A 25,505-nucleotide genomic window follows, 5' to 3' on the forward strand; every position below is an offset into this window, starting at 1 on the left:
TCCCGAGCCCCCACCCCTCACCCGAACGGCCCACCTCGACCTGGGCCCGCCCACCCCCGTGCCGAGCCTGGCGGCATCCCCGCAACCCCCTTGGGAGGGCCCGTGGCCTCGATGGACGTCCCCGACGACCTGCCGAAGTCGAAGCAAGCAGCGGTGCGTACGCAGACGAGAACCCGGGCCGCGCCCACCCTCACCTGGGTCACCCTGGCGCTGATGACGACCTCGTCGGTGGCCAGTCTGCGGGCCGCCCCGACGATGGCCGTGTACGGCCTGGCCTGCGTGTTCCTCTATCTCGTGCCGGCGGTCGTGTTCCTGCTGCCGACCGCGCTGGTATCGGCGGAACTCGCCTCCGGCTGGAGCGGCGGTGTCTACCGCTGGGTGAGCGAGGGGCTGTCGAAACCGCTCGGATTCCTCGCCGTGTGGTGCCAGTTCGCGATGACGATCTTCTATTACCCGAGCCTGCTCGCGTTCGTCGCGAGCACCATCTCGTACGTCATCGACCCGGCCCTCGCCTCCAACGGCCTCTACACCGCGATCGTCATCATGGTCCTGTACTGGACGGGCGTGTGGGTGTCCTCGCGGGGCACCAAGGCCCTTGCGGGACTGTCCAGTTGGGGCCTCATCATCGGGACGCTCATCCCGGGCACCATCCTGGTCGTGCTCGGCATGGTCTTCCTCGCCCAGGGCAACGGCTCCGCCGCCCCGATGACGTCGAGCCATCTGCTCCCGGAGTGGACAGGCCTCGCCAGCCTGGTGCTGATCGTCAACAACTTCCTCTCCTACTCCGGCATGGAGATGAACGCCGTCCACGTCTCGTCACTGAAGGACCCGGCGAAGGAGTACCCCAAGTCGATGTTCCTGGCGATGGGGTTGGTGCTGCTGATCTTCATCCTGCCCGCGCTGGCGATCAGTTGGGTGGTGCCGTCGGACCAGACGAGCCTCACCGCCGGGGTGATGCAGGCGTTCAACGCGTTCTTCTCGTACTTCCACATCGGCTGGATGACCCCGATCGCCGCCGTGATGCTGGTCTCCGCCTCGCTCGGCGGCATGCTCACCTGGCTGGCCGGACCGTCCAAGGGGCTGCTGGAGATCTCCCGCAGCGAGGGCTATCTCCCGCCGTTCCTGCAGAAGTTGAACCGGTTCGGGGTGCAGCAGAACATCCTCGTCACCCAGGGTGTCGTGACGACCGTCATCGCCCTCGGGTACGCGCTGCTCCCCAACGTCTCCAACGTGTACTGGATCTTCTCGACCATCACCACGCAGGTGTACCTGATCGTCTATCTGCTGATGTTCGTCGCCGCGATGCGGCTGCGGAAGACCCAGCCCGACCACCCGCGCGGCTACCGCGTCCCCGCGCTCCATCTGCTCTGCACCGTCGGCCTGTTGGCGTCGGTCGCCGCGCTCGCGATCGGCTTCGTGCCGCCCTCGCAGTTCGGCGGCGGCAGCATCTGGTCGTACATCGGCATCATCGGCGGCGGCCTGGTCATCCTCGGGCTGCTGATCCCCTGGGCGTTCCTCACGTTCCGCAAACCGTCCTGGCGCACGGAAGCGCCGGCGGAGGACGCGGCGGCCGGTGGTGTCGCATGAGGACCACCCGGTTCGCCTCCGAACACCGCTGGATCTACGTCGGCGCGATCGTCGTGCTGGTCGCGCTCGCCGTCGTCGGTGTCATCCGGTGCAACAGCGTCAAGACGAGCAACGAGGCCTCGAAGAAGGCCAATCAGCTCGCCGACATCGCGGTGGAGGACGGCTATCCCCGCCCCGACACCAGCGTGATCCAACGCGCGCTCGGCACCGACGGGGGCGCGGTCTGTGACGATCCCGCGACCGCCCTGAAGTCCGCGCTCTGGAAGATCAACGTGTCCAACGGCGCCGCGTTCGTCGGCCAGCGGCCGATCATCGGCGACACGGCCTCGCTGCGGGCGGAGGCGCGGATCCTGGAGGTCTACTGCCCCGACAAGCTGCACAAGATCCAGAAGAAGCTCGACGACCTGAAGACCGACAACACGGTGAGGCAGTGACGACCATGGCTGAACTAGCGTCCCGCATCGCCGAGTCGATGCCCCGCGCGAAGACCGACCTGACCGAACTCGTCGCCATCCCGTCCGTCGCCGACCCCCGTCAGTACCCGCCCGAGGAGTGCCAGAAGGCCGCCCGGTGGGTCGCCGACGCGTTCACCGGAGCGGGTCTGCGGGACGTGCACCTCGCCGAGACCCCGGACGGCAGCCACGCCGTGATCGGCCACCGCCCGCCGCCGCCCGGCGCGCCGACCGTCCTCCTCTACTGCCACTACGACGTCCAGCCCCCGCTCGACGACAAGGCCTGGACCACCCCGCCCTTCACGCTCACCGAGCGCGACGGCCGCTGGTACGGACGCGGCACCGCCGACTGCAAGGGCAACATCGTCATGCACCTCACCGCCCTGCGCGCGCTCGGCGAAGACCTCCCGGTCGGGCTGAAGTTCGTCGCGGAGGGCTCGGAGGAGCAGGGCACGGGCGGGCTCGAACAGTACGTCGCCCAGCACCCCGAGAAGTTCCTCGCGGACGCGCTGCTGATCTGCGACACGGGCAACGCGGCGGTCGGCGTCGGCACGGCGACCACGACCCTGCGCGGCCTCGCGAACGTCGTCGTCACCGTCAACACCCTTGCGGGTGAGGTCCATTCGGGCATGTTCGGCGGCCCCGCCCCGGACGCCCTCGCCGCCCTGATCCAGATCCTGTCCTCGCTCCGCGATCCGGAGACCGGCGCCACGGTCGTCAACGGCCTGGACTGCGAGGGGACTTGGGAGGGAGTGGGCTACGACGAGCAGCAGTTCCGTACGGACGCGGGCGTGCTGGACGGCGTACGGCTGACCGGCACCGGGACCGTCGCCGACCGCCTCTGGTCCCGGCCCGCCGTCACCGTCCTCGGCATCGACTGCCCGCCGGTGGTCGGCTCGGCGGCTGCCGTACCGGCGACCGCCCGGGCCCGCGTCAGCCTGCGCGTCCCGCCCGGCACGGATCCCGGCGCCGCCCGCGAGGCGCTCACCAAACACCTGGTGGGCGCGGCCCCTTGGGGTGCGAAGGTGTCGGTCGAGACGGAGGGCACCGGGTCGCCGTTCCGCGCGGCCACCGACGGGCCGGCGTACACCGCCCTCGGTACCGCGATGCAGCAGGTCTACGGCAAACCCCTCGCCTTCCTCGGCCAGGGCGGCTCCATCCCCCTCTGCAACGTCCTCGCCGAGACCTACCCCCGCGCCGAGATCATCCTCATGGGCGTCGAGGAACCCCGCTGTCTCATCCACGCCCCGAACGAGAGCGTCGACCCGTCGGAGATCGAGCACATGGCGCACGTAGAGGCGCTGTTTCTACGGGAGTTCGCGAAGGTGCGGGCCAACTGACGGACACGGCAGGGGAGTTCACGGGACGGGAGCCGGGACGGGGGCTGTCGGGCGGGCCGGGCGGGTGGGCCGTGCGGTAGATCCCCCGCGCCCGCGTCACCCGAACGGCGCGGCACTGGTCGCGGGCCCGGGGCATCCGGGATGCGCTGGCAGTCACAGGCGGCGCGGAGGAGGCAGGGGTGACGGAACTCGACCATTTGCGGGCCAGGGTCGCCGAGCTGGAGGCGGAGGCGTCTGCTGGGCGGGGGCCGCGGCACCGGGTGCGTTCGCTGGTCGCCGCCGTGCTGGTGGTCGTAGGGTGCCTGCTCGTGCCCTTGGGGGTGGTGGCCGCGTGGACGGCGGACACGGTGGGGGACACCGACCGCTATGTGGCGACGGTGGCGCCGCTCGCCTCCCACCCGGACATCCAGCACGCCGTGGCGAACCGGGTGACGTCGGCGGTGATGGACCACCTCGACCTCACCGACCTGCTGTCCGGGGTGGCACCCGCCCAACGCCCGCTGCTGGAAAAGGCGTTGGGGGCGCTGGGCGGTTCGCTGGAGGACGCGGTCCGTGCCTTCGTCCACGACAAGGCGCAGGCGGTCGCCGCGTCGGACGCCTTCGCCGGGATCTGGAAGGACGCCAACCGTCGGGTCCACAGCACGATGAACAAAGCCCTGACCGGCAGCGGGGGCGGCGCGGTACGGCTCGACGACGGCGCGGTGACGCTCGACGTGGGCCCGGTGGTGGACCAGGTGAAGGGGCGGCTGGTCGACGACGGGATGACGGTCGCCGGGAAGATCCCCGAGCTCCACACCTCGATCACCCTGCTCAAGAGCGACGACCTCGACACGTACAAGACGTACTTCCGACTCCTCCAACTCGCCGGTACCTGGCTGCCTTTGGTGGCGGTGATCCTGGTCGCGGCGGGCGTCCTGCTGGCGGGCCGCAGACGGCGCGCGCTGGTGACGGGCGCGCTGGGAGTGGCCGCCGCGACGGCTCTCCTGGGCATCGCGCTACGCATCTTCCGCGCCGCCTACCTGGACGCCCTCCCGGCGGGGGTGTCACCGGCGGCGGCCGGCGCGGTGTACGACGCGCTGACCCGTTTCCTGCACACGACCGTACGGATGGTCGTGGCCCTGGGCGTGGTGATCGCCCTGGCCGCCTGGCTCACGGGCCCGGGCCGCCGGGCCCGTCTCGTACGACGGCTGTGGACGTCCGGCATCGGCGCGGTACGGACCACGGCGGACGGGGCGGGGTTGCGCACGGGGCCGGTCGGACCGTTCGTACGCCGGTACCGGGGGTGGATCAGCTGGGTACTGGTGGGCGGGGCGCTGCTGGCGTATCTCCTGTGGTCGTATCCGACGGGGTGGGTGGTGGTCGGGCTGGGCCTTGCGTTGCTGTTCGGGCTGGCGGTGGTGGAGTTCCTGGCGGCGGAGACGGGGGTGGAGCCGGGGGAGGGGAAGGGAGTGAGGCCGGGACTGGGGTCGGAGTAAGGGGGCGGGGCCGGGCCGGGGGCGAAGGTGGGTCGAGCAAGGTGGGGCGAGCCTGGCGGTCGCAAGCCGCGCCGGGGCCGGATTCGGGGCCGGGAGCCCCTCCGGAAGCCGCGCCCGGTATCACCCGGACGGCGTAACCCCCCTGGTGGAGGGCGTGGCCCGGTCGGATGGTCGAAGCACCACACACCACAGAGAGGTGGGGTACGGCCATGACCCAGCAGCCGCACTCGACGCAGCAGCCGCAGTCGCCGTCCGCCGGCGGCGAGGAGAAGCACTCGGCCTGGAGCGATGCCGGCGGGCGGCCCGGCCGGGCCCCCGGCACCCGGGGCTACGGCGCGCCCCCGTCCGGCGGTGGTCTCGCCGCGGGCGGCGCGGTCTTCGCCGGTGTCCTGATGCTGATGAACGGCGTCATCGCCGTCCTTCAGGGCATCTCCGCGATAGCCAAGGACGACGTGTACACCCGCGTCGGCGACTACATCTACAGCATCAACCTCACCGGCTGGGGCGTCATCCTGATCTGCCTCGGCGCGGTCGGCATGATCACCGGCTGGGGCATCCTCAGCGGCATGAGCTGGGCCCGGGTCTGCGGCATCGTCCTCGCGAGCCTCAGCGCCATCCTCCAGTTCATGTTCCTCCCGTACGCCCCCATCTGGTCGGTCCTCATGATCGCGGTCGACGTGTTCGTGATCTGGGCGCTGGCGGTCTACACCCCGGAGCGGTCCGGAGCACAGCAGTAGGGCAGCGGTACGCCGACACGGGCGCCGGGGTTCTTACGAAATACGGACGTCCGGCGCCCGAACCCGGTCCGGGGCGGCATCGACCAGGCATGTGGTGCGAGGCTGACGACATGCAGCAGCCGTACGAGAGGACCGCGCGGGCCGGGGCGACCGGGAAGGCCGGGGTGACCGGGAAGCCCGGGGCCACTGGGAAGGCCGCGAGGACCGGGGTGTCCGGGGCGACCGGGCGGGTCGCGTCGTCCGGGGCGAACGCGATCACCGGAGGGACTAGAGCGACCGGCGCAACCGGGAAGGCCGTGACGACCTCGACGATCGGAGTGTCCGCGACGGCCGGAGCGATCGGAGCTTCCGGGGCGACGACCGTGCGGGTCGTGGAATCCGGTGAACCTCGTCAGGCTCGTGAGCCCGGTGAGTCCCGTCAGTTCCGTCAGTTCCGTGAGCCCGGCGATCCCCGTGGGCCTCGTGAGTCCGGTGAGCCCCGTGGGTCCCGGGAGACCCAGGAGTCACGTGAGTCCCGGGGAACCGGCGGAGCCACCCGTGTCCTGGTCGTCGACGACGATCCGACCGTCGCCGAAGTCGTCTCCGGGTATCTCGACCGGGCCGGGTATCTCGTGGAGCGGGCCGCCGACGGGCCCGAGGCGCTTGCGCGGGCCGATGCGCACTGGCCCGATCTGGTGGTGCTCGATCTGATGCTGCCGGGGATGGACGGGCTGGAGGTGTGCCGGCGGATGCGGGAGCGGGGGCCCGTGCCGGTGATCATGCTGACGGCCCGGGGCGACGAGGACGACCGGATCCTGGGGCTGGAGGTCGGGGCCGACGACTACGTCACCAAGCCGTTCAGCCCGCGGGAGTTGGTGCTGCGGGTGGAGTCCGTGCTGCGCCGCTCCCGGTCGCCGGTCGGGTCCGCCGTACCGCTGAGCGCCGGTGGGCTGGCCGTGGACCCCGCCGCCCGCCGGGCCACCAAGGACGGTGCCGAACTCGCCCTCACCCACCGCGAGTTCGACCTCCTCGCCTTCTTCCTCCGGCACCCGGGGCGGGTGTACGGCCGGGAGGACCTGATGCGCGAGGTGTGGGGCTGGGACTTCGGCGACCTCTCGACCGTCACCGTGCATGTACGGCGGCTGCGCGGCAAGGTCGAGGACGATCCGGGGCGGCCCCGGTTCATCCAGACGGTGTGGGGCATCGGGTACCGCTTCGAGCCCGCCGGCACCGAAGCCACCACCGGTACCGGGGGAACCGACCATGCGTGACGCCCTCCTCATCGCCCTGTTCGCCTTTCTCGGCGCCGCTGCCGCCGGTGTGCTCGGTGCCGGCGCCCTGTGGCTGCTGCGTCGGCGGTCCCTCACCGCGTCCGTGTCCGTGGTCGCCGTCGTCGCCGTGACCGCGATGCTCGCCGGCACGCTGGCCGTGGCCCAGGCGATGTTCCTGTCCCGGCACGATCTGTCCGTGGTCACGACGGTGGTCGCGATGGCCGCCGTCGTCTCCCTGCTCACCGCCCTGCTGCTCGGCCGCTGGGTCGTCGCCCGCAGCCGCGAACTCGCCCTCGCCGCACGCGACTTCGGTGACGGCGGCGACTACTCCGCCCCGGCCCGCCCCGCCACCGCCGAACTCGCCGACGTCAGCCGCGAGTTGGCCGCCACCAGCGCCAGGCTCGCCGAATCCCGCGACCGCGAACGGGCGTTGGAGTCGTCACGGCGTGAACTCGTCGCCTGGATCTCGCACGATCTGCGCACCCCGCTGGCCGGCCTGCGCGCGATGTCCGAGGCCCTGGAGGACGGGGTCGCCGCCGAACCCGAGCGCTACCTCCGGCAGATCCGCACCGAGGTGGAACGCCTCAACGACATGGTCGGCGACCTCTTCGAACTCTCCCGTATCCACGCCGGCTCCCTCGCCCTCACCCGCTCCCGCATGTCCCTCTACGACCTGATCGGCGACGCCCTCGCCGGCGCGGACCCGCTCGCGCGCGAGCACGGCGTACGGCTGGTCGGCGACCGGATCGCACCGGTACCGGTCGAGGTGGACGGCAAGGAGATGAGCCGGGTGCTGGGGAACCTCCTGGTCAACGCGATTCGCCGGACGCCCGCCGACGGCACCGTCGCCATCGCCGCCGAGCGCACCGCCGACGGTGTCGTCCTGTCCGTGACCGACGGCTGCGGTGGCATCCCGGAAGACGATCTGCCCCGTGTCTTCGACACCGGCTGGCGCGGCACGCACGCGCGGACCCCGCCGGCCGGAGCCGGACTGGGGCTCGCGATCGTGCGCGGCATCGTCGAGGCGCACCAGGGGCGGGCCGCCGTACGGAATGTGTCGGGCGGCTGCCGCTTCGAGGTGACGCTGCCCGCCGCGGAGGCGTGAGCGGTCCACCCTGAGACCCTCAGGGGCGTCCACTCTGAGACCCGCAGGGGGAGGTCACACGTGGCCTATGCCGCCGCCCCCGAACGAACCGCTCCGTCCCGGCAGCCAGCGCAGCCGGTTCTGGTCCTTTCCCGTTCTGCTCCCGGAGTGGTGGAGCTGGTACGGCATCAGCCGCTCCTTCTCCTCCGTGGCGAGGGGCATCTCGTCGGGTTCCCGCATCTCGCGCATCTCGTGGACCGCGCCGCCGACGGGGAGGTGGGGCTGCTCCTCGGGGAGCGGCCGTGGAAGTTCCTGGTCCCGGACCTTCATGCCGAAATGGATGGCCCAGACCAGCGCGCCTGCGATCACCAGGCCACCGAGAAAGGCTGCGCTCACGTCGAGGGTGTTGTGCGACGCGGCCAGTAGTTCGTACGTTGCCGTGCTCATAGTCCGAGTATCACTCTTTCGGGGTGAATGTGCCGATACGGGTTAGATAGTTCGCCACGTCTGCCGGGTCCCGGGTCAGCAGCGCGACGTGGTTGTCGGGGCGGACCAGGACGAGTGCCGGGTCGGTGACGCCGTACGCCCGCCGCGCGTGCCCCTCGTGGTCCCTCAGGTCCTCCGTGTCCCCGGCGTCCACCGCGAACGCCTGCACCAGCCCCGCGTACTCCGCCCCCAACTTGCCCACCGCGTCCGCGACTTCCGGGCCGAAGCCGAGCAGGGTGAAGCGGGGGTCCGCGTAGACCTGGAAGAGCCGGACCGGGCGGCCGGAGGCGTCGAGGCAGGGGGCGTCGGGGGCGCGGTCGCCCGGGCGCAGGACTGCGGGGTCACCGACGGGGGTGCCGGTGGAGGAGTCCACGGGGGATCCGGTGGCGTCGCCGGTCCTCGCCGCGGCGGCCAGGGAGCTCCAGCGATACCCCGTGCCCATCGGCGGCGGGGCCGCGGACTCGATGCCCGTGCCGGGTTCCCTGACCGCCTCGATCGCCCGGTGCAGGGCCTCGTTCGTCACGTCGAGGGTCCAGGCGGCGACCGGGAGGCGCTCCTCCTCGTAGGTGTCCAGCAGGGCCGGTCCCGCCCCGCCCGTCGTCACGAGGGCGAGTTTCCAGCCCAGGTTGTAGGCGTCCTGGATGCCGGTGTTCATGCCGAGGCCGCCGGCGATCGGGTGGACGTGGGCGGAGTCCCCGACCAGGAAGACGCGGCCGACGCGCATCCGGTCGACCATGCGGACATTGGACCGCCAGGTGGAGAGCCAGGTCGGGTTGGCCAGCCGCACGCCGGGCATGCGTGCGTACCGGTCGAAGATGCGCTGGAAGCTCTCCAGGGACGGGGGTGTCTGCCGCCCCCGCTCGTCGAGTTCGGGGCCCGCCTGGAACTGGAAGCGGTCGGTGCCGGGGAGCGGGCACAGCAGGACACCGCCGCCCTCCGAGGTGAACCACTGGTGCCAGACATCGCGCGGGACGCCCTCGGCCTCGACGTCCCCGCAGACCATCGCCTGCGCCTCGTCCGTCGTACCGTCGAACCGCACCCCCAACGCCCTGCGGATGCCGCTGCGCCCGCCGTCGCACCCCGCCAGATAGGCGGCTCCGATGCGGCCGCCGTCCGCCAGGGTCGCGGTCACGCCGTCCGCGTCCTGCTCGAACCCGGCCACCTCCGTGCCGAGTTCGACGCCGATCCCGAACTCGGCGAGCCTCTCGCGCAGGATCTCCTCCAGCTGCCACTGGCCCAGGAGGACCCCGCTGTCGTAGGGCGCGTCCGGTGTCGGGGCGACGTCCGCGAACGGGTCGGTGTCCGACACGTGCACCCCGTCGAAGTACTTGCGGAAGGGCAGATGCGTCAGCCCGACGTCGAGCACCCGCTCGGCGACCCCGACGTCCTCCAGCACCTCCACCGTGCGGGCCTGTACCCCCTTGGCGTGCGAGTGCTGGTGCGGGACCGGTGCCGCGTCCACGATCCGCACCCCCGCACCGCGCCGGGCCAGCTCGATGGCCAGGGTGAGGCCGGTCGGCCCGGCGCCCACGATCAGGACGTCGTCGTCGCTCATGGCGGTCCTCTCGTCGTCGTTGTGTCGCGCTGTGTCCAGGGAACACCGGACGAAGAGAAAATGCAACCGGGTATCAGAAGATTCCCGGTCTCACCTGATCCCGGGTTCCATCTGCCTGGTAAAGTGGCCGGTATGGACGAACCCGCCGGTCTGCGCGAGCGCAAGAAGGAACGCACGCGGAACCTCATCGCACAGGAAGCCCTGCGCCTGTTCCGCGAGAAGGGCTTCGACGAGGTGTCCGTCGTCGAGGTCGCGGCGGCGGCCGAGGTCTCCAAGGCCACGCTGTTCCGGTACTTCCCGACCAAGGAGGACCTGGTCCTGCACCGCTTCGCCGACCACCTGGGCGAAGCGGCCCGGGTGGTGCGGGAGCGCCCGGCCGGCCTGACCCCGACCGTGGCGCTGCGCGATCACTTCCTGGCCGGTCTCGCCGCCCGCGACCCGATCACCGGCCTGAACGACCAACCCCAGGTGCTGTCCTTCCAGGACCTCGTCTATCGCACGCCCAGCCTCCACATCGGCATGAGGCTGCGGTACACCGGCCAGGACATCGACGCGCTCGCGGACGCCCTGCCGGCCGTCTCCGGCGGCAGCAACCCGCCGATCGTGAGACGTCTGGCCGCGGCCCATCTGATCGCCGTACAGCAGGAGTTGGGCCAGGAGAACTGGCGGACGATCACCTCCGGCCGCACCGCCGACGAGGCGTACGGCGACGCGGTCACGGCCGCGAAGGGGGCGTACGGGCAGCTCATGAGGGGGCTGGACGCGGGCTGAGCGGCGGGGGTGGACATGCGAACAGCCCCGCCCGACGACCGATGGCCGTCGCGACGGGGCTGCGTTGCACCCCTGCACCCGGTGCACCCCAATGCCTGGGGAAACGGGGGCTAGTTGGAGAAGTACAGGTACTTCCAGCCGGTGTACGTCGTCGAGTTGACGCTGTCGCCCGACGAACCGTTGATGTACGCGGCCCGGATGCGGGCCTTGATGCCGGACTCGCCGGGGGCGCCGAGGTTCACGGCGACCTTGCCGTTCGTGCCCAGGCCGAAGTACTCCGAGTCGGAGTCGTACCACGTGCCCTGGTAGTAGACCTGAAGGTCGAGCCGCTCCTGGCGGTCCTTGTAGTAGGTCATCGTCGTGGTGACGACCGGCGCCGAGTTCTTGTGGAACCAGTAGTACGACGTCGAGCCGATCTTCGCCGTCTTGTAGTGCTTGCTGATCGCGGTGGAGACCTTGACCTTGGCGTACGACGTGACCTTCACCGTCTTGGACGCGTAGCGCCCGTCGCCCGCGAAGACCGCGCTGACGGCGGTGTCACGGGTCATGTCCACGGTGACCGAGATGTTGCCGCTGGAGTTGACCTTGCCGGTCTTGATCAGCTTCTTCGGCTTGTCGGCGCCGAAGGGGTCCGCGTAGATCGCGACCGTGCGGTTCTTGTACGTCTTGCCGAGGTGCGCGGTGAACTTCACGTCGGCGCCGTACGCGTACAGCTTGCCGTTGTTGTTCAGGCTCAGGGACGTGGCCGCGCGGGAGACGGCGACCTTGTCGGAGGCGCTGACCGCCGCGTGCCCGGAGTCGCCCGCGTAGCTCACCTTGTACGTGACGGTGCCGCCGGCCGGCGGGGTGTCCGTGAAGGAGTAGGTGCCGTCCGCCTTCACCGCGACGGCGGGCAGCGCCTTGCCCTTCGTGGACTCCACGTCGGTACGGGTGACCTGGAGCTTCGCGCCGGCGGGCAGCGCGACCGTCGACGAGAGCTTGCCGGTGACGGTGAGCTTCTTGGCGCGGGCGGCCGAGGAGGGCGCGTTGACCGTGAGGGTCGGGACGTTCTTGTCGGGGTCGGTCAGCACCTTGAGGCTGTACTTGCCGGTGGACGTCCCGACCAGGGCGAAGATGCGGGAGGAGTCGGGGGACCAGGTCAGATCGGCGGTGCCGTAGGAACCGACGGTGTACGAGCGGATCGGCTTCGTCGCTCTCGGCCGGTACGTGGTGATCTTGTTGCCGTCGACCTGGGCGACGAATCCGACCCGGGAGATGTCGGCCTGCTGGGACGCCGGGAGAGTGCCGGACTGGGTGAACTTGCCGTCCGCGTAGGCGTCCAGGGACTGGCCGTTGACCAGCACCTGGTCGGAGCCCGCGACGAGGTCGATGTCGCCGATGCCGTTGTTCAGGGTGTAGTCGCCGTGGTGCCAGGCGGTGAGCACGGGCGTGCCGCTCGACACGTCGAGCACGGCCATGGAGTCGGTGGACAGGCCTGTCTCGCCGATGGCCAGTACGCCGGGCCGCAGCGGGTCGGTGTCCAGGAGGGCCTCGCCCCAGATGTCGACGGAGGTGCCCGAGTTCGGGAACTGCGCCATCGTCACCGGGTCGGTGCCGCTCGCCGGGTCCACCGCCGGGTCCACCGCCGGGTCCACGGAACCGAGGTCGCCGTCCCACTGGTCGCCGTAGGTGAACCACACCTTGCCGCCGCTGAAGGCGATGTGGCGCGGGCCGGTGTCGGTCGGGATCGCGTAGCGGGTCTTGACGGCGAGGGTGGCCGCGTCGATCGCCACGATCTCGTGGGTGTTCTGCACCGCCGCGTACACCGTGGCCCCGTCGTCGGAGACGGTCAGGCCGGTGACCGAGCCGATGCCGCCCACCGAGGCGAGGACGTTGCCCGAGTAGTCGGTGGCCGCGACGGTTCCGGCCGAGGTGTCACCGACGAACACCCGCTTGAGGGCCTCGTCCGCGACCAGGCCGCCGGGCGAGGTCACGCTGGCGGTCGCCGCCGAGGCCGTACCCGTCGCCACGACGCTGAGCGCCGCCGAGCCGAAAAGTACCGCGAGCGCTGTCGCGGTCGAGATGCTGCGCATCCGCACTGCTGTTCCCCCCACAAGGAAAACCGGTCCGGGGACCGGGAGTTGAGAGCGCCGCGCAACACCCGGACGTGACCGCGGATGAGAGACGCGGTGACGCGCGGGGCGCGGCTGCTGAGAGCAGCGTATGACATGGCTGTGACAGGAGGGAAAGGGGTTATCGCGCACACGGGCCCGCCGGGAGGGTGCGGCACCTCCCGGCGGGCCCCGCAGGCCAGGTGGGCCATGCGGGCCGCGCGGGCTTTGCCGTGCGTCAGTTCTGGTGGACGACGTTCCGGCCGGGGCCGCCGGACAGGACGTCCGTGCCCGCGCCGCCCCACAGGGTGTCGTTGCCGGAGTTGCCGTAGATGGTGTCGGCGCCGGCGTTGCCGTAGAGGACGTCGTTGCCCGTGCCGCCGTAGATGAAGTCGTTCCCGGCGCCGCCGGAGATCCTGTCGTTGCCGGCGCCGCCGGTCAGGCTCTGGTTGTCCGCGCCGGCGGTGATGACGTCGTTGCCCGCGCCACCGTCGGCCGCGCTGCCGGTGGTGGTGATCGTGTCGTTGCCGTTGCCGCCCTGGGCGATGGTGCCCGCGCCGCCGCGCAGGGTGTCGTTGCCGTTGTCACCCCAGCCCACGGAGTACTTGCCGAGGGTGAGGCTGTCGTTGCCGGTGCCGCCGGAGACGTAGTTGCCGTCCACGCTGCCGTCGTCGGTGGACTGGTCGTTGCCGGCGCCCAGGTCGATCGAGGCGAAGTAGTACGCCTGGTTGGTCCTGTTGTGGTAGCTGAGGGTGTCGTTGCCGTCGCCGAGCATCAACTCCACGCCGGGGTACGGGTCCTGGCTGTCCAGGATGGTGACCGTGCAGGACACCTTGGTGTGGTCGGCGGCCGTGGGGTACGCGCAGCCGGCGCCCGGCTTGATGGTGACCACGTCGTCGATGACGTACGTGATGGTGTCGCTGCCGGTCACATGGGTCGCGGTGACGACCGCCTTGTTGGCCTGGCCCGCGGCGGCCGTGTAGAGGATCTCGTGGTCACCGTTGGCGAGCGCGGCGGTGGCCGGCGCCGCGGCAGCGCTCGCCGTCCCGGCGAGGAACAGCGGCGCGGCCAGCGCGGCGGTGAGGGCGAGCGTCAGCGCCGAGGCGGAACGCAGCGCGCGGCGACGGGAAGAACGAGCGGACATCGCACAACCTCCGTGGAACGTAAGGGAGTTGACGGAAACTGAGGAATTTCTGATTCCGGCAAAGCGTCTGACCGTCCCTCCGGCCCCTTGGTTGTGCGCCCTTTCGCACGGGTGCCTTGTCCCCGCGAAGTGTCAGCCGCGGTTCAGCGCGAGTTCACGAAGTGGTCCGCCGATCCACCACAACCATCGCTAGGGCCGGGCGAGTTCACCCGCGTCGCGGCGGAACGCCCACCGCAGTTCCGGTTCCGTCACGCAGCGGAAGACCCGGCGCACCGGCGCGGTGCACAGCGCGGTCACGACGGCGGCGGCGACCACGGTCACCGTGATCTCGCCGAGGGGACCGTGGACCCACGAAGGGCCGTACCAGCCCCAGGACTTGGCGCCCTGTGCGAGGAAGCCGTGCAGGAGATAGCCGTAGAGCGTGCCCGCGCCCAGGGCGGTGAACCAGGTACGGCGGCGCGGCACCAGGGCGAGGAAGCAGCCGACCAGGAGCGTCGAGCAGGCGAACAGGGCCAGCGTCATCAGCGGCCCTTCCCAGTCGGGCGCGCCGAGTTGCTCCGCGCTCGCGTTGTGGAAGAGCCAGGCGTAGTCGAGGCGCGGGACGGCCCAGTGGGCCGCCGCGAGCGTGACCACGAACACCGGCAGCGCCAACTGCCTTACCCCGGACCGCTGTACGAGCCGGAAGTGTTCCGGCCGCAGACACAGACCGAGCACGAAGTACGGGAGGAACTGCAACACCCGTTGCAGATCGAGGTCGTTGCCGATGGACGGGGAGAGGGTCGCGAGCATCGCGATGACCAGGGCGAGCGGCAGCGGGTGGCGTACGTGCGTCCAGACCGGCGTGGTCAGCCGCCAGACGAACAGCGCCGCCAGGAACCATGTCAGATACAGCGGGTCCAACAGGCTGATGGCGCGGTCGGGTTGGTGGTCGGTCCAGCGCGTGTAGAGCGTGTACGCCGTCTCGAACACGACGTACGGCACGACGACCCCGCCCAGCAGCCGTCTGATCTGCGACGGGGTGGCACGGAAACTCCGCGAGAAGTACCCGGAGATCACGATGAACGCCGGCATGTGCACGGCGTAGACGAGCGTGTACAGCGCGGTGACGCTCCGGCTGCCGGAGCGCAGCGGCTCCCAGGAGTGGCCGATCGCCACGAGGACGATCGCCAGGTATTTGGCGTTGTCGAAGAACGGGTCGCGCTGCTTAACGGGGGCGGGCTCCGCCGCGCCGCCGACGGCGGCCGACGGTCGTACGGGGGTCTCGGCGGAGGCGGTGGGGGAAGCGCGCATCCCGCTCGCCTCACCGCTTCCCGGCGATCCAAACTCCCTCGTCCGTGTGACGCGGGTGACGTGCACGACACACGTGTCGCACGTGTCGCACGTGTCGCATGTATCGCATGTGTCGCTCAGCCGAAGCGGCCCGCCACGTAGTCCGCCGTCCGCTCGTCCTTGGGGGAGCCGAAGACGTCGTCGGTGGCGCCGGCCTCCACGATCCCGCCGGGGGTGCCCTGTTCGGCGAGGAAGAACGCGCACCGCTGGGAGACGCGGGCGGCCTGCTGCATGTTGTGGGTGACGATCACCACGGTGACCTGTCCGGCCAGTTCGTGGATGGTCTCCTCGACCCGGCGGGTGGAGGTCGGGTCGAGCGCCGAGCACGGCTCGTCCATGAGCAGTACCCGGGGGCGTACGGCGAGCGCGCGGGCGATGCACAGGCGCTGCTGCTGGCCGCCGGAGAGCGCGCCGCCGGGCTGCCGCAGCCGGTCGCGGACCTCCTTCCACAGACCCGCCCGGGTCAGCGACTCCTCGACCAGCCCGTCCTTCTCACGACGGTTCACCCGCGTGCCCGTGAGGCGCAGTCCGGCCACCACGTTGTCGTAGATCGACATCGCGGGGAACGGGTTCGGCTTCTGGAAGACCATGCCGATACGGCGGCGGGCGTCCGTCAGCCGCCAGGAGGCGTCGTAGATGTCCTCGCCCTCGAAGAGCACCTCGCCGCCGAAGGCCGCCGACGGGATCAGCTCGTGCATCCGGTTGAGGGTGCGCAGGAACGTCGACTTGCCGCAGCCGGACGGGCCGATGAGCGCGCTGACCTGGCCCGCGGGCATGGTCAGCGACACCTGTCCGAGCACCTGGTGGGTGCCGAACCAGGCCGAGACGGCGCGGGCTTCGAGGGTCGCGGGGGCGGCCGTCGGATCGACGGAGGGCAGGACGGCGGTGTCGGTCACGGTCATGTCTGGTTACCTCGGTTCACAGCAGGTTCGGCAGCAGTTCGGTGGTGCGCGTGGCGACCTGGAGACCCAGGACCGCGACGAGCGGGGCGAAGACGATCCAGGTCTGATGACGGCCCCAGCGATGCCAGGCCCATACGGCGGCAACGGCGGTCAGCAGCAGCGCCTGGAGCCACATCACCAGGGGCCACGGCACCCCGTCGGGACGGGCGAGGGGTTCTTCGGAGTCCGGCAGGGTGCCCGAGCGGATCACCGCCGCCGGGGTCTGGAAGGCCTTCGAGATCAGGTCGGCGTCGACACGGAGCACGCCGGACGGCATGAAGTGCGGGCCGGTCGCCGAGACCAGGACCAGCCGGCCCGCGCCGGCGGCGAGCGCGGCGGGCGCCGGATCACCGGCCCGGCGGACGTCGGTGACCTGGTAGGTCGCCTTGCCCTGACCGGTGGTCACGGTGAACGTGACCCCCTCGCGGAGTTCGGCCAGCCGCCCGAACGGGCCGCCGTAGGCCGCCGCCCGGCCCATCAGCACGCTGGTGCCGGACTGGCCGGGCAGCGGGGTGTCACGGCGGTGCCCGGGACCGTCGGTCAGGACGGTGGAGTCGGTGCCCTCCAGGACGACCTGGCTCAGACCCAGGGACGGGACGGCGATCAGGGCGACCGGGGTGCCGGGCGCGAGGAGCTTTCCCTGCTGGTCGGTCTGGGACACCGGGGCGGTGCCCAGGGCGAGTCGGCCGCGCAACTCGTCGAACGAGGCGTGCTGCGCGGAGTGTTCCTGGGCGCCGCTGAACACGAGCAGTTGCGCGGTGATGCCGAGCAGGAGGGCGGCGAGGCTGAGCAGCCCGCCGCGGGCGATGTGGCGGACGGCGGTGACGCTCCGCACGCTCCGGACGAGCGTGCGCGGCGCGGCCGGCGCGAGCCTGATGGGGGTGGCGACGGTCACGGCGGCCCGCCTCCTTCGCTGTCGTCGTCTGCTGTCGTTGTCATGGGCCGCCGGGGAGACTCTGAGGTCTCCCCGGCCGCACGATCGGTCAAGCGGTCAACTGGCCGTGGATCAGGTGGACTTGATGACGAAGTTGGCGCCGCTGCGGGCGTTCACCGTCGTCGAGCCCGCGAAGTAGGCGTGCAGGGTGTGCTTGCCCTTGGCGAGCTTCGGCAGGGTGACGGTGACCTTGCCGCCGCTCAGGGTGCCGGTCGCGAGGAGCTTGGTGCCCTCGTAGATCCGCACGGTGCCGGCCGGCGTGGTGCCGGTCGCGGTGACCTTGACGGTGACCTTCGCGCGGGCCGTGTGGGCGATCGAGGCGGGCGCGGTCTTGGTGATCGCCGGGGTCGCCTTGGCGATCTTCAGGGAGACGGTCGCCGAGGACGCGTTGAGCTTGGCGGCACCGGCGTAGGAGACGGTCAGGCTGTGCGTGGCGACCGTGAGGTGGTTCGACACGTTGACGGTGACCTTGCCGGCGCTGTTCAGCGTGCCGGTGCCGACGACCGTCGTGCCGTCCTTCACGGTGACCTTGCCGCTGGGGACGACGCCGTGCGTGCCGGTGACGGTGACCGCGACCTTCGGGGTCACGCCGTACGCCGTGGTGGCGGTGGTCGCCTTGGTGGTGCTCGCGTACTTGACCGCGCCGGTCCAACCGGCCGCCGTACCCGAGCCGACGAGGTTGGCGGCGGAGACCGAGGCGCTGTACGTGCCGTTGGCCAGACCGCTGAAGGTGTACGTCCGGGCGCTCGCCGCCAGGTCCTTGACGGCGACGACGGCGCCGTCCGAACCGGTCAGCGTGACGCGGTAGTCGGTGACCGGGAGGGCCGGGTCCGCCGGGGCGGTCCAGGTCAGCTTCACGCTCGCGTCGCCGAGGGTGCTCTTCAGGACCGGCGCGGCGGGCAGCGACTTGTCGATGCCGGTGCCTTCCAGGCCGCCCACCTTGGCGTGCTTGGCCTGGTTGACCGAGCCGTTGTACGACTCGTTCAGGAAGCCGAAGGACGAGATGACCGCCTCGGAGCTGTCGGAGGCGAGGCCGGCCTCGTGGGTGCCGCTGGTGACGAAGACGTCGTAGAGGTTCTTGTCGAAGAAGACGCTGGTCGGGTCGATCGCGCGGCTCGGGACGACGTTGTAGACGTCGCGGCCGAAGGTGGCGTTCTCGTAGTAGCCGCCGACCGGGGTGAGCTTGCCGTTGACCGTGGTCACCGGGCTGGTCGCGCCGGTGTCGCCGGGCAGGACGACGGAGGCCAGGTAGCCGCCCGCGGCCACCGACGTCTTGGTGTAGTCGGGGGAGATGCCGTTGTTCTGGGCGATCCAGCTGCCGACCGAGAACGGGACGATCGCGCCGTCCTCGGTGAGGGCGGCGTTGCCCTGGTTCTCCTGGACGACCGGGATGCCCGCGGCGAGGTCGCCGTTGGCCACGCCGATCGCGTTCAGGAAGAACTTGCGGGTGCCGGAGTCGGTCTGCGGGAGCTTCGGGTGCAGGGTCTGGCCGTTGATCTCGGTGAGGTGGCCGATGTAGATGTCGCGCAACTGGGCCACGGTCAGGTTGTTCAGACCCGAGCCGCGCACCGCGACACCCACCGCGTCCCGCGCGAACGGGACGTAGGTGAGGGTGCTGCCCGAGGCGGACGGGCCGCCGGAGGAGCGGGCGAAGTCGACCTGGCCCTTGATGACGGGACCGGTGCTGCTCAGGTACTTCTCGCCGGTCAGCGCCTCGCTCAGGGCGGTGCGGCCGGCGCCGGAGCCGTTCGGGCGCGCGAAGGCCGGGCCGCCGGAACGGGTCGTGATGGTGGACGCGGTGGAGCCGGTGCCGGGCTCGATCGCGTCGTAGGAGGCGATGCCCGCACCGGTCGACGACTTCACGGCCGTGGCGGAGTAGCTGATGCCGTTGACGGTGTCGCCGGCGAGGGCGTTGACCACGTCCTGAGTGGTGTCGGAACCCACGCCGACGAGCTGGCGGAAGGTTCCGGCGGGGGTGGGGTCGGCGGACGCCGGGCTCGCCAGAGCCAGCGTGCCGGACACCACGGCGGCGGCGACCATGGCCGCCGAGAGGCGCATTCTGCGCATTGCGGTTCTCCAGAAGGTGGATGGATCTGGGAGGGTGGTGCGAACCGTCCGCCCCGACTGCCTTTCGGGGCGGACGGTGGTTCTTGGGGAGTTCTGAACTCCGTGAGGTGGAGCTTTTTAGGGGCGCGCGGCTGTATTAATCTGCGGCTCCGCCGCGTGGGCGCGACCAGCCACGACGGTCTCGCAGCCGACGAACTGCCGTCAGTACGTTGCCGATTGACACCCGCCCGCCGCCGGCGAACGGAGCCCCGACACCGGCCACCGCACCGAGCGCCGCACCGACCGGCACCGCGTACCGCAACGGACTCGCCGGGTCGGCGGGCGTCGTCCCCGCCGCGGTCGTCTGCACGGCCTTTCCGCCGTCGTACGACGGTGAGTCACTCGGCGTGACAGCCGCGGTGGACGGGGTGCCGTCGGAGGCCGGGGCACCCGAGATGACGCCACTCGAACCCTCCCCGGAGCCGATCGTCTCGCTGCCGCTGCTGGACCCGCCGCTCCCGGTCGAGCCGCCCGCCTTCGAGGGACCGGTGTAGTCGACCAGCGCGGTGGCCGCCCGCCCGGCAGCCGCACGGAACTTGGCGGGCAGCGGCGCGTAACCGACCGGGAGCAGCCCCGGGTCGGCGCCACTGACCTGACCCCCGCCGGTCGCGTACCGCAACAGCGCCGCGTAGTCCTTGCGCGCGGCGGCGTTGATGACGCCGGGCCGGACCGCCGCGTAGACCAGCTCCGCGAGCGGGTACGCGGTCTTCGCCGTCGCCCCGGCAGGAGTGATCTCGGCGACCGGGCCGCCGGTCGCGCTCGTCGCGGCGGCGACGAGAGAGGAGGCCGTCGGAGCGACGAACTTGCCCGCGCTGTTGCGCAGTCGGGCCGTCTGGAGCCCGTACCGGGCGGCCGAGGCCGCGTCCGTCACGGTGATCACGAACCGGGAACCGACGGTCTGCGGACCGGAGCTCTTGTACGTGGGCGGGCTGGCCTGCGAGTCCCAGGACGACTTCCACAGGGTGTCGGCACGGCGGGTGTGCAGGGCACCGGCGTGCATGTCGTCGACGTAGGGATGGAAGTCGACCATGCACTGCTTGTACGTGCCGCCGCTGCCCGGCGGGATCGTGCACCAGGGGTCGCTCTTCAGGTACTCGTCGGCGTGCGACGGGTCGAAGGCGAAGCCGGACGGGTTCACGTCCACGTTGGTGCTGTAGTACGGGTTGACGCGCATGCCCCAGTCGTCGGAGACACCGCCGAGGAACTGCCGTGCCTCCTTGTCCGCGGTGATCCACTGCCACAGGGCGCGGGCCGTGTCGCTGTGACCGAGCGCGGTGAGGAGATCGGTGTCGGTGGACGGGGTCTCGGCGATCGAGAGATGCGCGAACTCCGGGTTCAGGGCGAGGAATTCGGGGTCGGTGGCCAGACCGGCGGGGTTGTTCTTCGCCCAGCCGTAGTGTGCGGCGGCGGTGCCGTTGATCACCGCGCCCCAGGGGGAGTTGCGGTACGACTCGGTGAGCAGCTTGGCGACCAGGCGGGGGGTGAGGTCGATGGAATCGACCTTGGTGCCGGCGAGTTTCTCGACCGCGTCGGGGGCGCCCGCCTCGGGTCTGCGTTCGATGGTGAAGCCGATGACGGCTCCGGACAGGGCGACCGGGGCGTACGTCGTCGTACCGGACGGCGGCGTCGTACCCGCGTCGGCGCCCAACGCCCTTGTTGTGAAGGCGAGTCCGGTGGTGTCGTCGCCGATGAGGTGGGCCCGGGCGTCGGGCTCGCCCAGCTCGGTGTAGCCGTAGACCGTGCCGGTCGGGCAGAGCGCGGTCTGCCAGCTGGTCATCGCGTCGGCGACGAGTTCGCTGCCGGTGGTGGGGCGTTCCTTCGCGCCGAGCGCGCAGTTGGTGCCGACCGAGTTGAAGTTCAGGGGGATCGCGACGCGGTTGTTCCAGTTGGTGGAGGAGACCGGGGAGCCCGCGTTGACCTGGCTCTGGTCGGTGTACGGCTTGCCGTCCAGGTCGAGATGGCCCTGCGGGACGATCACCAGCCAGCAACTCCGGGGTTTCGTCGCGCCGTTGGTGGTGACCGGGGTGCCGCAGCCCAGGTGCGGGGCCTCGTTGGCGGTCTGGATCTCGAAGTACTCCTTGCCGGTGCCGTCGGCGCCGGTGCGGGCGAAGTCGACCTCGTTGGTGGTGTTGTGGTTGAACAAGGCGTTGTTCTGGGTGTTGCTGGTGACGACCGTGCCGTCGACCGACTTGAAGGGGACCTCGCCGGGGGCGTTGGGGTTGGCCGCGCCGTAGCGGTTGTCCTGGCCGTAGTTGGTGGGGTCGGCGCTGTAGAAGACCTTCCGGGTGTCGTCGTAGTCGTTGCCGGGCCAGCTGCCGCGGTCGGTGGTCGGGGAGGCGCCGTACTGGCACTGGGTGCGGGACGGGCCGGGATTGGCGGGGACCGTGCCGTCGTCGTCGCCCCAGCACTGCATGATCTGCACGTAGTCGGTGTTGAACAGGGTGCCCGCGAACGTGGTGGGGGTGCCGCCCGTCCAACTCACCGTCACCGCCTGGCTGGTGAGGTGGGTCGTCTGGTCGACGGTGAACTTCATGTCCTTGAACTCGCCTCGGCCGGAGACGGTGACCGCGGAGCCGGCCTGCGCTGCGGTGGCGGGTGGGGCGGACTGGGCTACGGCGAGACCGACGAGGGCGCCGATGGCTGCACCGGCGATGAGCCGGAGCAGACGCCTCGGCTTCGCCTTCGGCCCCTTCGTGTTTCCCACCCGCACCGCCCGTGCGGCTTTCTTCGTCGGGTGCGGGTGGCCCTTGTGGGGCTTGTTCGCCGTTGGCGGCTGCGGGGTCGGGGCCAGGTGCGGCTGGGGGGCCTCGGGTGTGTTCGTCATCGTGAACTCCCCTCGTCCTTGCGGTCGTTGGTGCGGGCCGTGATCAGCCGGGAGGCGATCGACGGGAGGAGCAGGAGGCCCAGGATCAGGACGGCCGCCAGCAGCATCAGGGTCTGGGTGGTGGTCCAGCCGTGCTTGGCGGAGACCGCGACCGGCTGGGCGAGGGCGATCGTGCCGTCCGCCGCGGCTGCCGCCGTGCCGGTGCCGGTGCCTGCGGAACCCGTGCCGGTTCCGCCGGAGGTCAGGGCTTGGCCGGTGTCCGGGTCTACGGAGGGTTGCGCTGAGGTGCCGCCGGTTGTCGCGCCTCCGGTGGTGGTGCCGGTGGTCGTACCGCCCGTGCTGCCGCCGCCCGTTGTGCCGCCCGAACTTCCGTTGCCCGTGGACGACTTGGCGCCGCCGCTGCCCGTCGTGCAGGCCGCCGCGCCCTGCTTGTCACAGGCCGACGGGTAAGGCGCGGTCTCCGCCAGCTTGTTGCGGCCGTCGGTGGTGAAGGTCGGGTTGTTGCAGTTCTTGATGTTGATGTTCTGCGCCTGCACACCGGGGATGCGGCGGATCTGGTCGAAGCCGGCCTTCACCAGGTTGATCGGGAGGGGTGAGTAGCCGAGGGAGGGCGCCTGTTGCTGGCCCTGGCACATGAAGTAGTAGGAGAAGGCGCCCAGCGTCTTGCCCTTGGTCTTCGTGAACGTGCCCTGCACCTTCAGCGGCAGGATCATGTACGAGTAGCTGGACAGCGGGTAGTTGCGCCTGTCGCTGTCGTTGTAGACGCCGTCGAGCTGCTGGGTGAGGTAGTCGGCGGAGCTCTTGTTCGTGTTGATCTTCGCCTTGAGGAGCGAGACCGCGACGTTCTTCGAGGTCGGCTCGGTGTAGTAGCCCGCGTGGTTGAGGACCTTGGCGACCGGATAGTGCGCGTTGAGGGCGTAGGAGTAGTTGACGTAACCGATCGCGCCCTCGCCGTAGTTCTGGGCGATGTAGCCCGCCACGCCCAGGTCGCCGGACTGGGCGATCATGCCGGAGACGGTCGGGTAGTACGAGGTCTGCCCACAGGCGCCCGAGCGGCCGACCTTCGCGCAGTACGCGTTCCAGAGCGACTTGTGCTGGGCGGCCATCCACATCGTGAACTGGGCGGTGGAGCCGGAGCCGTCGGAGCGGACGACCGGCACGATGGTGCGGTGGGGCAACTGGAGCCCCGGGTTGTCTGCCTTGATCACCGGGTCGTCCCAGGTCTTGATGACCCCGGTGAAGATCTTGGTGACTACGGCGCCGGAGAGGCGGAGGTTGGTGACCCGCCTGCCGTTGACGGTGAGGTGGTACATGAACACCGTGCCGCCGGCCACGATCGGCATGTAGGCGTACGAGCCCGAGCCGGGGCGTTCGGCTGCGCTGCCGTCGGTGGGGTGGGTCTGGAACGGGATGTCCGACACCGCGAAGTCGACGGTGCCGCTGAGGAATTGACGCCGTCCGTCGGAGGAACCGGTGCCGGCGTAGCTGATCCGCATGCCGTACTGGTTGACCGCGCGGCGCCATTCGTCCACGGCGTTCTCCGCCCAGGTGGAGCCGGCGCCGGCGATGGGGGTGTAGCTGTCGGCTGCGGCGGACTGGGTCAACGGGCCCGCGAGGAGTCCGGCTAGCACGGCCAGCAGTGCGCCGAGGGTGCCGAGCGCCCGCAGGGGGCGGGGGAGGCTGAGATGGCTGGGCATCAGTCGGTCGTCTCTCCGGGGGCGGGCGCGGGCGGGTGGGTGGCGGGGTTTTCGTTCCCACCCGCACCACCCGTGAGGGTTTCGTCGTCGGGTGCGGGTGGCCCCTGTGGGGCGGGTTCGTCGTCGGCGGCTGCGGGTGCGTCGTGGTCGGTGGGGGCGGCTGCGGGTGTGTCGTGGCTTGCGTGCGCGCCCTCCGTGTCGGCTTCGCCGCCACTGCGGGCGCTGTTCGTGGCGGGTTCGACGTCGGGTGCGGGTGGCCCCTGTGGGGCGGGTTCGTCGTCGGCGGCTGCGGGTGCGTCGTGGTCGGTGGGGGCGGCCGTGGGTGTGTCGTGGCTTGCGTGCGCGCCCTCCGTGTCGGCTTCGCCGCCACTGCGGGCGCTGTTCGTGGCGGGTTCGACGTCGGGTGCGGGTGGGACCTGCGGGGCGGATTCGCCGTCGTCGGGTGCGGGTGGTTCTGTTTGGGTTGGCGTGGCTGCCGACGATTCATGGGGAGGCGCGTCGAACAACGACAGCCCCGGCCCCCGGAGTTCGTCGAAGCGGGTCACGTCTCGGCGGGACGCCCTGGCCGTGCGGCTGGCCTGGGATCGGGTCTGTTGGCCCGGGCCTCGGCCGCCGATCACGCGGGCGATCACGAACAGGACCAGTACCAGGGCCATCAGTACCGCCGCCGCACCGAAACCGCGGGCGATCATCGCGGGTTCGGGGGAGCGGACGAAGCTGAAGACCGCGAGAGGGAGGGAGATCATCGGGCCGTGCAGCGGGTCGTAGTTGGTGGCGGCCGTGAAGCCCGCGGTGAGGAGGACCGGGGAGGTCTCGCCGATGCCGCGTGCCGTGCCGAGGATGACCGCCGTGGCGAGCCCCGAGCGCGCGGTCGGCAGGACCACGTGCCAGACCGTCCGCCAGCGTGGTGCGCCCAGCGCCTCCGCCGCCTCGGTGAGCGTGCCGGGGACCAGCCGTAGGACCACGTCCGCCGCCCTGATCACGATCGGCAGCATCATCACGCTGATCGCGAACCCGGCCGCCAACCCCGATTTCTCCATGCCGAGTTGGAGGACCCAGACGGCGTACACCATCAGGCCGGCCACGATGGAGGGCAGCGCGGTCATCGCCTCGACGATCGTGCGGACGAAGCGGGAGAACCGGCCGGGGATCTGGTTGAGGTACACCGCGCAGGCCAGCCCCAAGGGGACCGTGATCAGCAGCGCGATGGTGATCATGAGCAGGGTGCCGACCATCGCGTGGGCGATACCACCGACACCCAGCGGGTCGAGCGGGCCCGCCGCCTGCATGTCCTGGTGGAAGAAGTTGGTGTAGGTGAGTGCCTCCCGGCCTCGCCAGAGAGTGAAGCCGACGACCAGGGCCAGCGCCGCGAACAGCAGGGCCGCCGCCGTCCACAGCACCACCGTCATCACCCGGTCGCGTACCGCCTGCCCGTTCTCCTCCAGGCCGGTGAGCACGCCGTAGACCGTGAGGAACACGACGTACCAGGTGACGGCGAAGCCCAACGCGCCGGAGAAGGGGGCCAGTTCACCGAACAGGAGCACGCTCACACACAGGCCGGACACCGCGGCCCCGGTCAGCGCCAGCACCCCGGACCGGGTCGGACCGCCGATCCGCCGCGGTACGTCGAGGGGGACCACCGAGGTGTCCGCGGGCTCGTCTACGCGCGTCTCGACCGGGCGCGTCTGATCTACGACCGTCAT

19 protein-coding genes are annotated in these 25,505 nt (G+C 70.9%); 8 read left to right on the plus strand and 11 right to left on the minus strand.

From position 1 onward, the window contains the following. Positions 1–102 precede the first annotated feature (102 nt). The 7 genes from ACIRRY_RS17440 to ACIRRY_RS17470 all read left to right on the plus strand — a co-directional run bounded on the left by ACIRRY_RS17440 (position 103) and on the right by ACIRRY_RS17470 (position 7,946). Complete coding sequence (locus ACIRRY_RS17440; RefSeq protein ID WP_403973156.1) at positions 103–1,587, plus strand: APC family permease; 1,485 nt, start codon at positions 103–105, stop codon at positions 1,585–1,587. After that, entirely contained in the window at positions 1,584–2,021 is a 438-nt protein-coding gene (locus tag ACIRRY_RS17445) for a hypothetical protein (protein WP_403973159.1), read from the plus strand. The genes ACIRRY_RS17440 and ACIRRY_RS17445 overlap by 4 nt, the downstream gene beginning before the upstream one ends. Before the next feature lie 5 nt (positions 2,022–2,026). Continuing rightward, the gene (locus ACIRRY_RS17450; RefSeq protein ID WP_403973161.1) at positions 2,027–3,379 is read left to right on the plus strand and encodes a dipeptidase; all 1,353 of its coding nucleotides are present in this window, start codon (positions 2,027–2,029) and stop codon (positions 3,377–3,379) included. 179 nt (positions 3,380–3,558) lie between these two features. Continuing rightward, positions 3,559–4,854, plus strand: a complete 1,296-nt coding sequence (locus ACIRRY_RS17455; protein WP_403973163.1) for a hypothetical protein — start codon at positions 3,559–3,561, stop codon at positions 4,852–4,854. A gap of 209 nt (positions 4,855–5,063) precedes the next feature. Next, positions 5,064–5,591, plus strand: a complete 528-nt coding sequence (locus tag ACIRRY_RS17460; RefSeq protein ID WP_403973165.1) for a hypothetical protein — start codon at positions 5,064–5,066, stop codon at positions 5,589–5,591. A gap of 542 nt (positions 5,592–6,133) precedes the next feature. Then, positions 6,134–6,841 (plus strand): response regulator transcription factor, encoded by a 708-nt coding sequence (locus ACIRRY_RS17465; RefSeq protein WP_403973630.1) that lies wholly within the window; start codon positions 6,134–6,136, stop codon positions 6,839–6,841. Then, on the plus strand, positions 6,834–7,946 hold the full coding sequence (locus ACIRRY_RS17470; RefSeq protein WP_403973168.1) for a sensor histidine kinase: 1,113 nt from the start codon (positions 6,834–6,836) through the stop codon (positions 7,944–7,946). The genes ACIRRY_RS17465 and ACIRRY_RS17470 overlap by 8 nt, the downstream gene beginning before the upstream one ends. Before the next feature lie 54 nt (positions 7,947–8,000). Here ACIRRY_RS17470 and ACIRRY_RS17475 read toward each other — a convergent pair whose 3' ends face one another. Next, entirely contained in the window at positions 8,001–8,372 is a 372-nt protein-coding gene (locus ACIRRY_RS17475) for a DUF6479 family protein (protein WP_403973170.1), read from the minus strand. Between the two features lie 10 nt (positions 8,373–8,382). Then, on the minus strand, positions 8,383–10,032 hold the full coding sequence (locus tag ACIRRY_RS17480; RefSeq protein WP_403973173.1) for an FAD-dependent oxidoreductase: 1,650 nt from the start codon (positions 10,030–10,032) through the stop codon (positions 8,383–8,385). A gap of 66 nt (positions 10,033–10,098) precedes the next feature. Here ACIRRY_RS17480 and ACIRRY_RS17485 point away from each other — a divergent pair, with 66 nt between their 5' ends. Further along, entirely contained in the window at positions 10,099–10,737 is a 639-nt protein-coding gene (locus ACIRRY_RS17485; protein ID WP_403973176.1) for a TetR family transcriptional regulator, read from the plus strand. A gap of 110 nt (positions 10,738–10,847) precedes the next feature. Here the strand turns inward: ACIRRY_RS17485 and ACIRRY_RS17490 are convergent, their stop codons facing one another. From ACIRRY_RS17490 to pstA, 9 genes are all read right to left on the minus strand, one after another. Then, positions 10,848–12,809, minus strand: a complete 1,962-nt coding sequence (locus ACIRRY_RS17490) for a YncE family protein (RefSeq protein ID WP_403973178.1) — start codon at positions 12,807–12,809, stop codon at positions 10,848–10,850. 256 nt (positions 12,810–13,065) lie between these two features. Continuing rightward, positions 13,066–13,971: a calcium-binding protein gene (locus tag ACIRRY_RS17495; RefSeq protein WP_403973181.1), complete on the minus strand. Its 906-nt coding sequence runs from the start codon at positions 13,969–13,971 to the stop codon at positions 13,066–13,068. Positions 13,972–14,160: 189 nt separating this feature from the next. After that, positions 14,161–15,261, minus strand: a complete 1,101-nt coding sequence (locus ACIRRY_RS17500; protein WP_403973183.1) for an acyltransferase family protein — start codon at positions 15,259–15,261, stop codon at positions 14,161–14,163. Between the two features lie 116 nt (positions 15,262–15,377). Further along, positions 15,378–16,202 (minus strand): phosphate ABC transporter ATP-binding protein, encoded by an 825-nt coding sequence (locus ACIRRY_RS17505; RefSeq protein ID WP_403973185.1) that lies wholly within the window; start codon positions 16,200–16,202, stop codon positions 15,378–15,380. Between the two features lie 16 nt (positions 16,203–16,218). Beyond that, a complete protein-coding gene (locus ACIRRY_RS17510) occupies positions 16,219–17,136 on the minus strand; it encodes a sortase (RefSeq protein ID WP_403973187.1) in 918 nt (305 codons plus the stop codon). Positions 17,137–17,247: 111 nt separating this feature from the next. After that, on the minus strand, positions 17,248–19,242 hold the full coding sequence (locus ACIRRY_RS17515; RefSeq protein ID WP_403973189.1) for an Ig-like domain repeat protein: 1,995 nt from the start codon (positions 19,240–19,242) through the stop codon (positions 17,248–17,250). Positions 19,243–19,378: 136 nt separating this feature from the next. Further along, positions 19,379–22,105 (minus strand): hypothetical protein, encoded by a 2,727-nt coding sequence (locus ACIRRY_RS17520; protein ID WP_403973191.1) that lies wholly within the window; start codon positions 22,103–22,105, stop codon positions 19,379–19,381. Continuing rightward, positions 22,102–23,802: a substrate-binding domain-containing protein gene (locus ACIRRY_RS17525; RefSeq protein WP_403973194.1), complete on the minus strand. Its 1,701-nt coding sequence runs from the start codon at positions 23,800–23,802 to the stop codon at positions 22,102–22,104. The genes ACIRRY_RS17520 and ACIRRY_RS17525 overlap by 4 nt, the downstream gene beginning before the upstream one ends. Further along, on the minus strand, positions 23,802–25,505 hold the full coding sequence (gene pstA / locus ACIRRY_RS17530; RefSeq protein ID WP_403973196.1) for a phosphate ABC transporter permease PstA: 1,704 nt from the start codon (positions 25,503–25,505) through the stop codon (positions 23,802–23,804). Before pstA ends, ACIRRY_RS17525 begins: the two co-directional genes overlap by 1 nt.

Source organism: Streptomyces sp. NPDC101776, assembly GCF_044766845.1.
Classification (GTDB): domain Bacteria; phylum Actinomycetota; class Actinomycetes; order Streptomycetales; family Streptomycetaceae; genus Streptomyces.